At 56.5% G+C, this 15,015-nt stretch carries 17 protein-coding genes; 6 read left to right on the forward strand and 11 right to left on the reverse strand.

The annotated features are described in order from the left end of the window. The first annotated feature begins 34 nt into the window (after positions 1-34). The 5 genes from FE795_RS10330 to FE795_RS10350 all read left to right on the forward strand — a co-directional run bounded on the left by FE795_RS10330 (position 35) and on the right by FE795_RS10350 (position 3,369). Positions 35-1,621, forward strand: coding sequence for a monovalent cation/H+ antiporter subunit D (locus FE795_RS10330; RefSeq protein ID WP_407927747.1), 1,587 nt, complete (start codon positions 35-37; stop codon positions 1,619-1,621). Next, the gene (locus FE795_RS10335) at positions 1,621-2,106 is read left to right on the forward strand and encodes a Na+/H+ antiporter subunit E (RefSeq protein ID WP_003799469.1); all 486 of its coding nucleotides are present in this window, start codon (positions 1,621-1,623) and stop codon (positions 2,104-2,106) included. Before FE795_RS10330 ends, FE795_RS10335 begins: the two co-directional genes overlap by 1 nt. After that, the gene (locus FE795_RS10340) at positions 2,103-2,384 is read left to right on the forward strand and encodes a K+/H+ antiporter subunit F (protein WP_003799468.1); all 282 of its coding nucleotides are present in this window, start codon (positions 2,103-2,105) and stop codon (positions 2,382-2,384) included. Before FE795_RS10335 ends, FE795_RS10340 begins: the two co-directional genes overlap by 4 nt. Next, positions 2,381-2,809 carry a monovalent cation/H(+) antiporter subunit G gene (gene mnhG / locus FE795_RS10345; protein WP_003799467.1) on the forward strand — a complete coding sequence of 143 codons (429 nt, stop codon included), beginning with the start codon at positions 2,381-2,383 and terminating at the stop codon, positions 2,807-2,809. The genes FE795_RS10340 and mnhG overlap by 4 nt, the downstream gene beginning before the upstream one ends. 182 nt (positions 2,810-2,991) lie before the next feature. Next, a complete protein-coding gene (locus FE795_RS10350; RefSeq protein WP_219234895.1) occupies positions 2,992-3,369 on the forward strand; it encodes a hypothetical protein in 378 nt (125 codons plus the stop codon). Positions 3,370-3,462: 93 nt separating this feature from the next. Here FE795_RS10350 and FE795_RS10355 read toward each other — a convergent pair whose 3' ends face one another. The 10 genes from FE795_RS10355 to FE795_RS10400 form a co-directional block, all read right to left on the reverse strand. Beyond that, on the reverse strand, positions 3,463-5,349 hold the full coding sequence (locus FE795_RS10355; protein WP_219234897.1) for a potassium transporter Kup: 1,887 nt from the start codon (positions 5,347-5,349) through the stop codon (positions 3,463-3,465). Between the two features lie 3 nt (positions 5,350-5,352). Continuing rightward, positions 5,353-6,492, reverse strand: coding sequence for a sensor histidine kinase (locus tag FE795_RS10360; RefSeq protein ID WP_003799464.1), 1,140 nt, complete (start codon positions 6,490-6,492; stop codon positions 5,353-5,355). 39 nt (positions 6,493-6,531) lie between these two features. Continuing rightward, positions 6,532-7,212 (reverse strand): response regulator, encoded by a 681-nt coding sequence (locus FE795_RS10365; protein WP_003799463.1) that lies wholly within the window; start codon positions 7,210-7,212, stop codon positions 6,532-6,534. 89 nt (positions 7,213-7,301) lie between these two features. Beyond that, positions 7,302-7,802: an ExbD/TolR family protein gene (locus FE795_RS10370; protein WP_003799462.1), complete on the reverse strand. Its 501-nt coding sequence runs from the start codon at positions 7,800-7,802 to the stop codon at positions 7,302-7,304. A gap of 2 nt (positions 7,803-7,804) precedes the next feature. Next, positions 7,805-8,662, reverse strand: a complete 858-nt coding sequence (locus tag FE795_RS10375; RefSeq protein ID WP_059317537.1) for a MotA/TolQ/ExbB proton channel family protein — start codon at positions 8,660-8,662, stop codon at positions 7,805-7,807. A 9-nt stretch (positions 8,663-8,671) separates the two neighbouring features. After that, positions 8,672-9,451, reverse strand: a complete 780-nt coding sequence (locus tag FE795_RS10380) for an energy transducer TonB (RefSeq protein WP_219236112.1) — start codon at positions 9,449-9,451, stop codon at positions 8,672-8,674. 250 nt (positions 9,452-9,701) lie between these two features. Continuing rightward, positions 9,702-10,799, reverse strand: a complete 1,098-nt coding sequence (locus FE795_RS10385; protein ID WP_003799459.1) for a sulfate/molybdate ABC transporter ATP-binding protein — start codon at positions 10,797-10,799, stop codon at positions 9,702-9,704. Between the two features lie 18 nt (positions 10,800-10,817). Continuing rightward, positions 10,818-11,705 (reverse strand): sulfate ABC transporter permease subunit CysW, encoded by an 888-nt coding sequence (gene cysW, locus FE795_RS10390; protein ID WP_219234898.1) that lies wholly within the window; start codon positions 11,703-11,705, stop codon positions 10,818-10,820. Continuing rightward, the gene (gene cysT / locus FE795_RS10395; protein ID WP_219234900.1) at positions 11,702-12,616 is read right to left on the reverse strand and encodes a sulfate ABC transporter permease subunit CysT; all 915 of its coding nucleotides are present in this window, start codon (positions 12,614-12,616) and stop codon (positions 11,702-11,704) included. The genes cysW and cysT overlap by 4 nt, the downstream gene beginning before the upstream one ends. 25 nt (positions 12,617-12,641) lie before the next feature. Continuing rightward, a complete protein-coding gene (locus FE795_RS10400; RefSeq protein WP_407927694.1) occupies positions 12,642-13,661 on the reverse strand; it encodes a sulfate ABC transporter substrate-binding protein in 1,020 nt (339 codons plus the stop codon). A gap of 489 nt (positions 13,662-14,150) precedes the next feature. On the opposite strand from FE795_RS10400, the gene FE795_RS10405 reads away from it, so the two are divergent. Then, complete coding sequence (locus FE795_RS10405) at positions 14,151-14,564, forward strand: BON domain-containing protein (RefSeq protein WP_003799454.1); 414 nt, start codon at positions 14,151-14,153, stop codon at positions 14,562-14,564. Between the two features lie 139 nt (positions 14,565-14,703). Here the strand turns inward: FE795_RS10405 and FE795_RS10410 are convergent, their stop codons facing one another. After that, the gene (locus tag FE795_RS10410; protein WP_003799452.1) at positions 14,704-14,913 is read right to left on the reverse strand and encodes a cold-shock protein; all 210 of its coding nucleotides are present in this window, start codon (positions 14,911-14,913) and stop codon (positions 14,704-14,706) included. Between the last annotated feature and the right edge of the window lie 102 nt (positions 14,914-15,015).

The following is a 15,015-nucleotide window of genomic DNA, read 5'->3' on the forward strand; positions in this document are numbered from 1 at the left end:
TCAACACCTGCCCGTATTGCCCGTCGCCATTCCCATGATGGCCGCGGCCCTGATGGTGATGCTGCGCGACAAGCGCCGTCACTACAAACTGCTGATCGCCTTTGCCTCCTTGCTGGCCCAGTTGTTGTGTGCCGTCTATCTGCTCTTGCTGGCCGATGGGACGCTGGCACCCATTTGGCCGCAATCGGTCGGGGTGTACCTGCTCGGTGACTGGCCCGCCCCCTTCGGGATTGTGCTGGTCGTAGACCGGCTGGCAGCCTTTTTGCTGGTGCTCACCAATGTACTGGCGTTTTGCTGCTGGTTCTATTCGCTGGCACGTTGGGATCGCGTAGGGGTCCATTTCCATTCTTTGTTCCAGCTACTGCTGATGGGGCTGAACGGTGCCTTCCTGACGGGGGATCTGTTTAACCTGTTTGTGTTCTTCGAGGTGTTGCTGGCGGCATCGTATGGGCTGATGTTGCACGGATCAGGCGCGGCGCGTGTCAGTGCCGGCCTGCACTACATCGCCGTCAATCTGATTTCCTCGTTCCTGCTACTGATCGCCATTGCGCTGGTGTATGGCGTCACGGGCACCTTGAACATGGCAGACCTGGCCTTGCGCGCCGGCTCCATGCCGGATTCGGACCGCCTGGTATTTGAGGCAGCCCTGGCCATCCTGGGCATTGCCTTCCTGATCAAGGCGGCCGCCTGGCCTCTGAACCTGTGGTTACCCAACGCCTATGGCAATGCCTGCGCACCGGTCGCCGCCATGTTTGCCATCATGACCAAGGTAGGCATATACGCCTTGCTGCGTATCGGCTCCTTGCTCCTGCCCACGGGTGCTCCTGCGGCCTTCGGCGTAGCATGGATGTTCCCTGCCGGAATTGCCACCCTGGCGTTTGGGGCTATCGGTGTCATAGCGGCCCAACAACCCGAACGCCTGGCCAGCTATTGCATCATCGTGTCCTCGGGCACCTTGCTGGCGGCACTGGGCATGCCCGGCGTGATTCTGACAGGTCCCGCCCTGTACTACATGCTCAGCAGCGTGCTGGCGCTGGGCGCGTTTTTCCTGTTGCTGGAACTGGTCAGCCGCACCAAACCCTTTGGCGCCGATCTACTGGCTGTCAGCCAGGAAGTCTTTGATCTGGATGACCCTGAATCCGAAGACCATAGCGATGATGTGGTCGGCGTCGCCATCCCCGGCGTGATGGTTTTTCTAGGCATGTCCTTTATTGCCTGCGCCTTGCTGATTGTCGGCCTGCCTCCCCTGTCCGGTTTTGTGGCCAAGCTGTCCTTGCTGACGGCCGCACTCAAGGCTTCGGGCCAATCACCGGAACCCCTGAACGCCTGGATTCTGACCGCCGCGGTCCTGATTTCAGGAGTGGCCGGTTTGATCGCCATGGTGCGGGTGGGCATTCGTCTGTTCTGGAGCAATAGCTCACTGACCATCCCTCGTCTGAAATTGATCGAGGCAGCGCCAATTGCCAGCATTATTGTCGCCTGCGGGATTCTGAGCTGGTATGCCGGCCCCATCACCACGTACCTGGAACAGACTGCTCAGCAACTGGATGAACCACGTATTTATATTGGTTCAGTCCTGCGACAAAACCCTGTGCGCTCCGTTCAGGCGGAGGGACTGTGATGAGACGCTATACCAAACACCTGTTCCTGCCCTTGCTCTTGCTGGGCCTGTGGCTGCTGCTGAACGACTCGCTATCGCCAGGCTATCTGGTGCTGGGCCTGTTTCTGGCTACTGCCCTGAGTCTGGCAGCCATCCCGTTCCGGCCCGTCAAGGCCAGCATCCGTCACCCATTTCTGGCCTTAAAGCTGATTGGACAAGTTGCCTGGGACATCGTGCTGTCCAATATCGCCGTGGGCAAACTGGTCCTTAAAGGCAGCAAGGCGCCGCGTCCCGGTTTTCTGGCCATCCCCCTGCGATTGACCGATCCGCATGCTCTGGCTGCTCTGGCCTGCATCATTACCTACACGCCTGGCACGGTCTGGTCAGGGTTTGATGAGAAGACCCGCATCCTGACCTTGCACATTCTGGACCTTCAGGACGAGCAGGTATGGTTAGACACGATTCAGAAGCGCTATGAAACCCCGCTGCTGGAGATTTTCCAATGATCGATATTGTTTACTGGGCCTGTCAGTTTGCCCTGGGCTGCTTTGTTCTGGGCATGTGTTGTGCCGTCATCCGTCTGCTCAAAGGCCCATCCGCCGCTGACCGCGTACTGGCACTGGACACCATGTACATCAACGGCATGCTGGCCTTGCTGGCCCTGGGCATCCGCTTTGATTCAACCCTGTACTTTGACATTGCCTTGCTGATTGCCCTGTTTGGCTTTGTAGGCTCCGCCGCGATGGCGAAGTTTTTGCTGCGCGCCGAGGTCATCGAACCATGACAGACACATTGTTGCCCTGGTGGCTTGCCATTCCAGTCGCCCTCTTACTGGTGCTAAGCGGCATTGTGGCCTTGATCGGCTCGGCGGGCCTGCTGCGTTTCAAGCATGTGTACTCGCGTATTCACGCCCCAACAATGGGAAATACGCTAGGAACATTTTTCATGGTACTGGCTGTGGCGATCAGCGCGAGCCATTTGATGAGCCGTCCTATTTTGCATCCACTCATCATCAGCGTGCTCCTGATCATTACCTCCCCGGTCACCGCCATTTTTTTGATGCGTGCCGCCATCAAACGTGAATATCGTCAACGTCTGGCCGAATACGGGCCCGATGAGCCCGGCTATCTGGACATGCCGCACAAAGCCCCCCTGCCCGCAGACCTCCTTCCGCCACAACCTGAGCCCCAGGAGCAAACCCGCCAGTAAGGAGTTGGAAAAGTTTTATTACCCTCACTTGCAACTGCTCCACTTATACTGATAGGGGTTTACTGCGTGTCAGGGATTGCCTTATACGCAGCTGCTTTTGGGGCTTTGCGGCCTGCTCATACCTACTCGTGACAGCGCTCGCCAAGCCGGTGATTCCCTTAGCAAGTAAAGGAGTGAGATTGATGAGTCTACATACACGCCCATCCCGAATCCTGAGTGCAGGCTTGCTCAGTCTAGGTTTACTGTCCTCTGCTGCCTGGGCTCAAACCCCGACCAAAGACTATCGCCACGACATCCAGCGCTGCGAGCAATTTACCGGTGAGCAGCGGACCACCTGCCGTCGTGAGGCTGGTGCCGCCTTGCAGGCCGAGCGTCAGCATAAGCTGGACAAACAGGATCACAATCTGGAGGCCAATCGTCAGGCACGGTGCCATCGTCTGCCCGCTGATCGGCAGCAAGACTGCCTGAAAGCCATGCGCGGTCAGGACACCACTGTACGCGGCAGCGTGGAAGGTGGCGGTATCCTGCGCGAGACCACAACGGTGGTGCCCGCTCAATAAACCTTCGCGGACACACTTTTGCCTGCGCAGGCTGGCTGTTAAAAAGAATGGGCCTTACCAGGCCCATTCTTCGTTTTGAACGATACTCTCGGTTTACAACTCGACCTGCATGCCCATCTCCACCACTCGATTGGGTGGAATCTTGAAAAAGCGCGTGCTGCGGCTGGCATTGCGAGCCATGAACGCAAACAAGCGTCGACGCCATCCCAGATACCAAGGCTGTCGCGATTGGATCATCACGGTCTGACGGGACAAGAAGTAAGACGTTTGCATAGGCTCCAGATTGAGCTCTGGATGCTCCAGGGTAATCTGCTCGAGCAACTGAGGTACATTAGGCTCTTGCTTAAAGCCCCATGAGGCAACAGCCTGCCAGCTTCCCCGGGTCAGACGTTGCAGCGTATAGCGCTCACCAAAGGGCACATAGGGTACGCCCGCACTGCTCACCGTCAAAAACAGGACTTGCTCATGAAGCACTTTATTATGTTTCAGATTATGCAATAAGGCTGGGGGAACCGAATCTGGGATGGTGCTCATAAACACTGCTGTGCCCGGTACACGGGTTGGAGCATATTCCTCCAGGTTGAGCAAAAACTCCTTCAAAGGTTGTTTGTTTTCCAGCAAACGCTCGTGCAACGCAGCGCGCCCCTGCCTCCATGTCAACATCAAGCCAAGCAGAACCGCCCCCACCAGCAAGGGCAGCCACCCCCCTTCCAGCAATTTAAGCGCATTGGCCGAGAACAACAGCACGTCCAGTACCAGGAAAATACCCAAAAGCCCCAGCCAGGCCCAGCGCTTGAGTCCGTGGGCGCGACGCGGCAACAGCATCAAGGCCAGCAAACTGGTCATCAGCATGGTGCCCGTTACCGCAAAACCGTAAGCATGAGCCAGACGGTCCGAGGAACCAAAGCTCAGCACCAGCACCATCACCGCCACGCATAACAGCAAATTCACCCGAGGCAGGTAAATCTGTCCCTCTTCTTTGGCCGAAGTATGTTGAATGACCATACGAGGCCAGAAACCAAGCTGCACTGCCTGCCGGGTTACGGAAAACGCCCCCGAAATCACGGACTGAGAAGCGATCACGGTTGCGACCGTTGCCAGCATCACCATGGGTACCAGCGCCCAGTTCGGTGCCAGATAAAAGAAAGGATTACGAATCGCGGTCGGGTCGGATATCAGCAAGGCGCCCTGGCCGAAATAGCACAAAACCAGACAAGGCATCACCACCAGGAACCAGGCTTTACGAATCAAAGGACGACCAAAATGGCCCATGTCGGCATACAAGGCCTCCGCTCCGGTCAAAGCCAGAACCAAAGCGCCAAGCAGTAGAAACGTTTGCCAGGGCGCCTGGGCAATAAAAGCCACCGCCCAACGCGGGTCCAGGGCCATCAGCACTTGCGGATGTTCGATCACACGCCACAAGCCCAAGCCACCCAGAACCAGAAACCAGATCAGCATGATGGGGCCAAACAACTTGCCCATGGTTCCCGTTCCATGCGACTGGATCAGGAACAGTGCCAGCAAAACCCCCAGGGCCAGTGGCACCACCCAGGGGTCAAGCACATGCGAGACCATGCCAATGCCTTCCAATGCAGACATCACGGAAATGGCCGGCGTGATGATGCTGTCCCCATAGAACAAAGCGGCGCCAATCAGCCCCAAAACCACAATGAGCTGGCGCTTGGGCCCATGAATACCACGGGCAGCCAACTCCATCAAAGCCAGGGTGCCGCCTTCGCCTTTATTATCCAGTCGCAGCACCACCGTCACGTACTTGATGGAAACCACCACGGTCAGCAGCCAGAACAGCAAGGACAGCACGCCATACACCTGCTCGGCACCAGGCTGACTGTAGGCACTCAAGGCCACTTTCATGGTGTAGAGCGGGCTGGTCCCGATATCCCCATATACCACGCCTAACGCGCCCACTAACAAGGCCGCCCGAGCCGCTTTTCTGGGGTTTTCTGTTGCTGTGTTCAAGGCTTAATTTCCAATCAAAGTATCGTGCCGGGTCAGACGCGCACCAATACGCGGGCCAGGAAAAACAATGGTAATACGGGTACCGGGAAAATCAGGGCGGCTCATCAAACTCCACCAGGCCCCATGCGCACGGGCAATTTCCTGCACAATGGCCAAGCCCAGACCGGAGCCTCCGGCCTGCGTGCCGGGTGAACGGTAAAAGGCTTCAAAGACACGTTGTTGCTCGCTGGCCTCAATACCCGGACCATGGTCCTCGACGGACAAGGACGGCGGGTTGCTGGCCACGCGCAGAACAATGCGGTCCGTTCCTTGACCATAGCGCAACGCATTATCCATCAGGTTGGACAGCAGCTCGCGCAGCAGTACGGGAGCCGCGTCAATCCAAACCGGCTTTTCAGGCGCCAGCAAATGGATCTCTGCACCATGCTGACGGGCCTGCAAAAACCAGTCACCGCCCTCCTCACGCGTCCACTCACACAGATCCAGGCGCACAAAACTGTCTTTGATATTGGTATCGGCATCCGTGCGGGCCAGCACCAGCAACTGCTGACCGAGGCGAATCATACGATCCGACACACTTTTGATGCGCTCGGCGCGCTGGCGAATATCGTCCGGTAAGGGCTTGGCCAACATCAGCTCCGATTCCAGCTGCAAACCGGTCAGGGGAGTACGCAACTGATGCGCAGCATGACCAATAAAGCGCTTTTGCGCCTGCAGGGTATCACGCTGACGCTCCAGCAACTCGTTAAAGTGCTCCACCAAGGGCACGATTTCCGCCGGCAAGGCGCTCGCATCCAGGCGTTCAAAATCATCATCGGCCCGATTGCGTATTTGTTGTGACAAATCATCAATCGAGGCAAGCTGAGAGCGAATACCGGATAACAGCACCCAGGCGATCAAACTGACCAGCAAGACCTGGCTCAAGGCCATGGTCCAGAAAATATCGCGCAGCAGCCAATCCTCCAGGCTCATACGACGTGTCAGCACCCAGGTAACGCTCAGATCCAGTACAACAAGAATGGAAATCGGAGGAAAAAGCCGGCCCATCAATTTGCGGGCCAAAGAGCCGGGGGCAAGAAAGCGTTCCAGCCATGATCGCAACAAGGAGGTTTTTTCCGCTGAAGAAAGATGCTGATCGGGCATGGTTGACCTAAAGTGTCTGGCAGCGGGCACGGGCTGCCGTTATGCTCCGGCCACGCTCTCCACATCGAGCAGATAGCCAAAGCCGCGCACAGTCTGTATCACTGCCCCGGTGCCTTCCAGGCGTTTGCGCAGACGATACACATAAACTTCGACCGCATTGTCGCTGAAATCGGCATCCCAAGCAGACAAGGAATTAATAATCTGCTGCTTAGTGACCACACGACCGGCCCGCATCATCAGCATTTCCAGGACGGACAGCTCACGCACCGACAGGTTCACGCGTTGCCCCGCGCAGCGCAGCTCGCGGCCAATCGTATCAAAACTCAAGGGCCCGACATCAATAACAGGCTGCACCTGCCCGCTGCGGCGGCGGCCAAAGACACGTACCCGGGCAGCCAGCTCGGACAGATCAAAGGGCTTGATCAGGTAATCATCCGCACCGGCATCCAAACCGCCCACGCGATCATCCACGCCATCGCGCGCGGTCAGAATCAGAACGGGTATCGCATTGCCCTGCTGGCGCAACTGCCGCAATACCTCCAGGCCACTGATGCCTGGCAGGTTCAAGTCTAGGAGCAGCAAATCGTAGACTTGGGCGGACAGCTCCTTCAAGGCGCTTTCACCTTCCTGAAGCCAGTCAACCGCATAGCCCTGATCGCTGAGAAACTCCTGCAGTGCGGCGCCCAGTATGGCGTCGTCTTCAATAACTAGTACACGCATTGTGGGGATTTTATTACGAAACTGGCCCCTCGCGTCGCGGATGCAAAGCGAGGGGCCAGAAAAAACAACATGAGGGATTACGCGCAGCGTTACGGAGCCGGTGCCGGCTTGCCCGTGGTCTCGCCCGTTGATGGACCTTTCTGTGCGTCACCCTCTTGTACAGGAGCCTGGGTCGTTGGGCCTGGACGGGTGATGAATCCCAATCGGGTCAGGCCAGAAGCCTTGGAGCGGCTCATGACCTGGGCCAGTGTTTCATAGCGAGTATCGGTATCGGCACGGATACGCAGTTCCGGCTGCGGCTGCTCCTTGGAATAGGGAGCCAAAGTAGCCGCCAAATCTTCCAGGGCCACCAGTTGCTCATTGACAAAAATCTGCCCTGCCGCATCAATAGCCAGATCAATCGTCTTGGGATCTTGCTGAATCGGCTCGGAGCTTGCCTGGGGCAACTGTATCTTGATGGAGTGCGACAGCAAAGGAGCGGTGATCAGAAAGATCACCAGCAGCACCAGCATCACATCGATCAGCGGCACCATATTGATTTCAGACAACGCAGAGCCCGAATTACGATTATCAAAGCTGCCAAAGGCCATGATTAATGCTCCCGCTTGGCAGCGGCTGCCGAGCTCGATGCTGCACCGCCACCCGAACTGGGGACACGGCGCAGAACAGGTTGCGTATCCTGCACCGGCTGACCGGTCGTCAGGAAGGTAAACAGATCATGCGCAAAAGCGTCCAGCTGGGACAAGTAAACGCGGTTGGTGCGCACAAACGCGTTATAGGCCAGCACGGCAGGAATGGCTACGGCCAGACCCAGGCCAGTCATCACCAATGCCTCGCCCACAGGGCCAGCAATCTTGTTCAAGGTGACGCCATCGGACAGACCGATATTGATGAGCGCGTGGTACACCCCCCACACCGTGCCAAACAGGCCTACGAACGGAGCGGTGGAACCGACCGAAGCCAACAATGTCAGGCCGTTTTCGAGTTTGGCGGTTTCCTCGTCCATCACCTTGCGCATGATGCGCGACACAAACGCACCCGTTGAACCTTTCTCCTCCAGCCGCATCGCCCCGTACTTGACGTGATGCTTTTGAGCGTGAATGGCGTGACTGGCCAGATGGCTGAACGGATCACGTGCACCGTGGGTAGCGATCTCGTTTTCAACCTGCTCAAGCGAGCTGGCCGACCAGAACTCGCGCATGAAACTTTGCGAGCGGCGTTTCAGACGGAAAGACAAGATGCCCTTGACGATAATCAGATACCAGCTGGCAATCGACATCAAGGCCAGAATCACAAACAGGGTCTTGCCGACCACATCGCTTTGCTGGATAAAGTGCAGCACCCCGGTCGCTTCCTCAGCAGCAGCAACACTGGCGGCAGCCTGATCGGCAACAGGCCCTGCAACTTGTGCCAGGCTTACCCATACGCTTTGAAATAGTTCCTGCATCATTGATCTATCCTAGTAAACAAAGTCGAAAGGAATATCGGCCATGGCACGATAGGCCACACCATTTTCCGTATACGGTTTAAAACGCGCTGTGCGTACAGCCTTCAGTGCAGACTCATCCAGACGCTCATAGCCTGAGGAGCTTTGCACCTTGGCTTCCAGCACGGTTCCTTGGGTTGAAATCACGACACGCACCACTACGCGGCCCTGCTCGCGACGGCGTTCCGAAGCCCGCGGGTACACGGGCACGGGTCGACGACCCAAATAATCCACACGGCCAATCAGTTTGGGACGATCGCCCTGTGCAGAACGTGCCGCGGCTTGAGCCGCATTATCCGTGGCCGGTCCAGCCTGGGCAGCGGGTGCTGCCGGTTGGGCAGGCTGTGGCGTTTCTGCTGGCGGTACTTCCGGTTTGGGCTGCGGCTTGGGCTTGGGCTTTGGCTTGGGCTTTGGCTTGGGTTTCGGTTTAGGCTTGGGAGGCTCTGGCACCGGCGGTTTTTCCACAATCGGCTCTGGCTCAGGCTCCACGATCGGTTCAGGCTCAGGATCGGGCTCCACCTCAGGTTCTGGCTCTGGCTCTGGCTCAGGTTCGGCCACCACCTGTTCGGGCGGAGCACTGACCTGCTCTTGCTGGACCGGCGCTTCCGTTACCTCCAACAAGGTCACTCCCACCACATCAATCGGAGCAGGTTCACCCACCATCTTGGGACTTTCCGTCCACAAGATGGTAGCCAGAACCCCCACGTGCAATCCCAGTGCTAATGCCAGCCCGGTTGCCTTCAAGGCCAGCATCGAGCGATTATTCGTTTGAGAAGCAATTCCGGTCATAATCCGTTCTACACATTCTGCAACCCGCATGGACCATGAGGGGACCGGACAGGATGCCCAGTGAAGTATCGAATCTTAACAGAAACAGGAATGATTCTCAATACTGTAAAATAGAAAAATATCCTTTGTTCAGCCTGCTTTGCAAGAAATTTTCCTGATACTAACGCAAACAGGCCGACTTACGGTCAGCCTGTTACGCCTCGTTTGCGAAAGATTAAGACGGACGGACGTCGGACGGGGTTTCCAAAGGAAAAGCACTGAATTTGCGCGGCAAGGCCAAGGCGCGCTCGCCGGGTGACAAGTCCAGCTGAGACCAGCGCTGATGATCGAACTCCGCCTCCCAGGCCCGTTCTCCTTCGTTCAGAGCCAGCTCCACCCGCACCGTTGCCCCCAAGGGAATAATACGCTGCACCGCCACCACAATACCTTGGCCATCCAGTTTGCGCTGCAGGTCCAGATCATGCGGACGCACATAGCCCACCGCTTCGCCCTGCCCGGCGCCCTGCCCGTTCAAGGCCTGGCTGGACTCGAACTGACCCAGTTGAGGATCAGCTACAAACCGTCCCTGCCGGAACTGACCAGGCAGGCGATTTGCCGCCCCCAGAAACTCGTATACAAAGGGGCTGGCCGGATGGTTATACACCTCTTGCGGAGCGCCCTCTTGTTCGACCCGCCCTTTGTTCAGCACCACGATACGGTCAGCCACTTCGATGGCCTCCTCCTGGTCGTGAGTCACAAACAAGGTGCTGATATGCAAGTCATCATGCAAACGACGCAGCCAGGAACGTAACTCTTTACGCACCTTGGCATCCAGAGCGCCAAATGGCTCATCAAGCAACAGGACACCAGGCTCTACAGCCAAAGCGCGCGCCAAGGCGATACGCTGTCGCTGACCACCCGACAAAGCGGCAGGATAACGATCTGCCAGCCAGTCCAGCTGCACAAGCTCCAGTAGCTCGTGCACACGCTGACGAATCTGTGCTTCGGGCAGGCGCTGTTTGCGGGGTTTGATGCGCAAACCAAAGGCCACGTTCTCAAATACGGTCATGTGGCGGAACAAGGCGTAATGTTGAAACACAAAACCGACTTGACGATCGCGGGTGCCAACCGAAGCCACATCCTTGCCATTGATGAGCACCTGACCCGCATCCGCATGTTCCAGACCTGCCACAATCCGCAGCAACGTCGTCTTGCCGCAACCCGAAGGCCCCAGCAAAGCCACCAGCTCGCCCGCTGGAAAATCCAATGTCACATCACCCAGTGCCGTAAACGCACCAAACTGTTTAGATAGATGACGAACTTCGATACTCATAATGAACTCCGAATGCGGTCATCCACGATGACCGTCTTGAACCATTTTGCGCTCGGCCCACAATTTAAGCGCCAGCGTCAGCAAAGCCAAAACTGCCAGCACCGAAGCGGCGGCAAAAGCGCCCACGGTGTGATAGTCGTTGTACTCAATCTCTACATGCAAAGGCAGGGTATTGGTCTGGCCACGTATATGACCAGACAATACCGACACTGCCCCGAACTCGCCCATTGCACGGGCATTGCACAAAATCACCCCATACAGTAGACCCCATTTGATCTTGGGCAAGGTCACGCGCCAGAACATCTGTCGCCCGTTGGCTCCCAACACCCGCGCGGCCTGCTCTTCGTCGCTACCCTGCATTTGCATGAGCGGGATCAGCTCGCGCGCCACAAACGGGAAGGTAACAAACAGGGTTGCCAGAACCAGCCCCGGCAAGGCGAACACAATACGGATGTTATTGGCATCGAGCCAGTCCCAAAACGGGCCCTGACGACCAAAAATCAATAGGAACATCAAACCCGCGATCACTGGCGAGACCGAAAAGGGCAGGTCAATCAAGGTGGTCAACAGGCTTTTACCACGAAACTCAAAACGGGCAATAGCCCAGGAAGCCGCCAAACCAAACGCGATATTCAAGGGGACGGCAATAACAGCCACGAGCACGGTCAAACTGGCCGCATGCATGGTATCGCTCTGATTCAGTGCCGACAGATATGGCAAGACACCACGACTGAACGCTGTCATGAACACCAGGATTAAGGGCAGCAGCAAAAACAGAACAAAAAACAGCAAGGCAAGGCCAATCAGTACCGCCTTGACGACCGGCCCCTCATCCTGCGCTGCCCGCAGGCGTGCCCTTGGCACCGACACCACAGGTACAGCGGGTTCCATCGCCAGGCTGCTCATCGGGCGCCCTCCAAGGCAAAAGGCGCAGCCACCCTGGCCGCTTTGCTACGCGCCTGCCCAGAATGACGCGCTTGCAAATACCACTGCAAACGATTGATTGCCAGCAAGATAATGAATGACAAGACCATCATCAGAACCGCCAGCGCCGAGGCACCAGCGTAATCAAACTGTTCCAGCTTGATCACGATGAGTAAAGGCGTAATTTCAGAGACCATCGGCACATTCCCGGCTATGAAAATAACCGAGCCGTACTCCCCTACTGCGCGGGCAAACGCCAGGGCCACACCGGTCAGGCAGGCCGGCAAAATGGCGGGCAGAATCACTTTACTGACCGTCTGAAAGCGATCGGCTCCCAAACAGGCACTGACCTCCTCCTGCTCTTGCTCCAATTCCTCCAGAACTGGCTGAACGGTGCGCACTACAAACGGCAGGCCAATAAACACCAGGGCGATCAATACCCCCCAGGGAGTGAACGCAATTTGCCCGACATAGGGTTGCGCCCATGCCCCGATCCAGCCGGTAGGTGCGTAAATCGCTGCCAGAGAAATCCCAGCCACCGACGTCGGCAACGCAAAGGGCAAGTCAATCAAGGCATCCACAAGGCGGCGACCTGGGAAACGATATCGAACCAGCACCCAGGCCAGAATCAAACCAAATACGCCGTTGATCACAGCGGCCAAGGCCGCCATGCCAAAAGTCAACTTCAACGAGGCCAGGACACGCGCGGCGCTGATGGTCTCCCAAAAGGCTGACCAGCCCATAGAGGTGGTCTTGAGCAAAACAGCCGATAACGGTATGAGCACAATCAGGCTTAAATAGCTGATGGACAAACCCATGGTCAAGCCAAAGCCTGGCAAAGCCCGCTGCTTGCGGCCAGCGGGCAGAAATCCCCAAAGACGAGCCTGTGACATCGAACGGTCCTCAGTAAGAGTGGGGTTATTTGCTCAAATAGATGCTGTCGAACACACCACCGTCCGCAAAGTGTTTGGCCTGAACCTGAGTCCAGCCGCCCAGCTCATCATCGACCTTGTACAGCTTCAACGCTGGAAACTGATCGCGGTACTTGGCGGCCACCGACTCCAGTCGAGGACGGTAAAAATGACGTGCAGCGATTTCCTGACCTTCCGGGCTATACAAATACTCCAGATAGGCTTGGGCCACTTTTTCCGTACCATGCTTGGCGGCATTGGCATCGACCAGCGCCACAGGCGGCTCAGCCAGGATGCTGCTGGAGGGCACCACAATATCAAAACGATCGGGCCCCAGATCCTTGACGGACAACAGCGCCTCGTTCTCCCAGGCAATCAATACATCACCGATACCCCGCTCGACGAAGGTCGTGGTCGAGCCACGCGCGCCGGAGTCCAGCACGCTGACATTACGGTACAGCTTGGCCACAAAATCACGCGCCTGCTCTTCATCCCCATTGGCTTGCTTTAAGGCATACAGCCAGGCAGCCAGGTAATTCCAGCGCGCGCCCGCCGAGGTTTTAGGATTGGGCGTCACCACTTTGACGTCCGGGCGAATCAAGTCGTTCCAGTCGTGAATGCCTTTAGGATTGCCCTTGCGCACCAGCAAGACAATCGTAGAGGTATAAGGGGTGCTGTTGTCCGGCAAACGCGCCTGCCAGCCTTTGTCCAGCAAACCAGACTGCGCGATCTGATCGATATCGGAAGAGATCCCCAGTGTCACCACATCCGCAGGCACCCCGTCAATCACGGTACGCGCCTGCTTGCTGGAGCCGCCATGAGAGCTGCGTATGACCACCTGCTCACCCGTTTGTGACTTGTAGTGGGCCTGGAAGGCCTTGTTGAACTCAGCGTAGAGCTCACGTGTCGGGTCGTACGAGACATTCAGAATACTGACTTCGGCTGCCACCGCACTTGCCGCCGCCAGCACCAGTGCCAGCAAGGCTCCTGCCCGCATGCCTTTCCACTTCTGTTGAAACCGCTTCATTCCCCATCCCCCCTGAAACCATGTCCAAGCAATGAGAACGAGTCTAGCAAGGGTGTTTCACACCGCTAAATACCGATTCTTTGGTTAGATATAGCGGGCAGATAGAGGGGCCAAGAAGACTGCACTGACAAGGGAAAGAGCCGGCCGTAGTCAAGGCGGATGCGCAACTCTTTCTGTACTTCGAGCCACTGCTCATACCAGGTCTTCGCTTCGTTACGTTTTGAACCGTAAAGAAATGGTTGGCCCGCCGGACTATGAAAAAATCCAGACGTGGTGGCGTCCTACGTAGATTACACAAACGTCGCCCACAACATATCGAGCCCGTCTGTCTCGCCGGGCAGCCGAACCCAAATGGCCGCCCCGATCGTTGAGCACGATAGTTAGATACAAACGCCCTATCCCATCGCATCCAAGCAGGTCCCTCTGTTCTGACGTGCGCCCCCTGTTTAACGGTGCACTCTGAAAGCTAACCAGAAAAAAGGTGAAACAATGAACTCCAGAACTCTTTCTAACTTGCTACTTGCTTCTACGCTCAGCTTAGGATTTAGCACGGTCGTCATCGCGGACAGCAAACCCTCTCACCCGGATCTTTCCGCAACAACCGGGCATGCAAGCAAAGACCCCAAAACGCCAGGGGAAGCAAATGCCAAAGAGGTGAGCACCCACCGCGCTGGGGCGGGGGACAAACACGGTGACGCCGAAATCAGTCAAAAAATTAAAGCGGCACTCCATGCCGATCATGCACTCAAAGACAAAAACATTGCTGTTGAGATGAACGACGGAGTTGCAACACTAAGCGGAACTGTCTCCAACGACAGCGAGTACAAGAAAGCAGTTGCAGTGGCTGAAAAAACCGAAGGCGTAAAACAGGTGAAGGCCACCGGACTGAGCGTCAACAAATAAGAGAACCGCTCGACCCGTCCCAAAGAGCCAGTACCGAAGATCTGAGCTTCAAGCACCCAATAAAAAACCGGACCCCATGCTTCATGGGGTCCGGCCTTATCGATCAACGCTACACTAGCCTGACAAGGCTAGCAGGAGATCAGATGATTTGGATCTGGGTAGCGCAAGGGCCTTTTTGGCCTACGCCTGCAACGAAGGAAACGCGTTGGTTTTCTTCAAGAGATTTAAACCCAGAGCCCTGAATTTCACTGTGGTGTGCGAAGAGGTCTTTACCGCCACTCTCCGGCATGATGAAGCCGAAGCCTTTTTCGTTATTGAACCACTTCACGATACCAATTTCTGTTTTCAATGTATGTCCTAAATAATCAGGGTAAAAATGTCCCTGGACACACTATGGCCGAGATTCACCAATATAGATAGCACCGTTACAAAGTAAATAGCCAGACGGCCC

Source organism: Alcaligenes ammonioxydans (genome assembly GCF_019343455.1).
Lineage (GTDB): Bacteria > Pseudomonadota > Gammaproteobacteria > Burkholderiales > Burkholderiaceae_B > Alcaligenes > Alcaligenes ammonioxydans.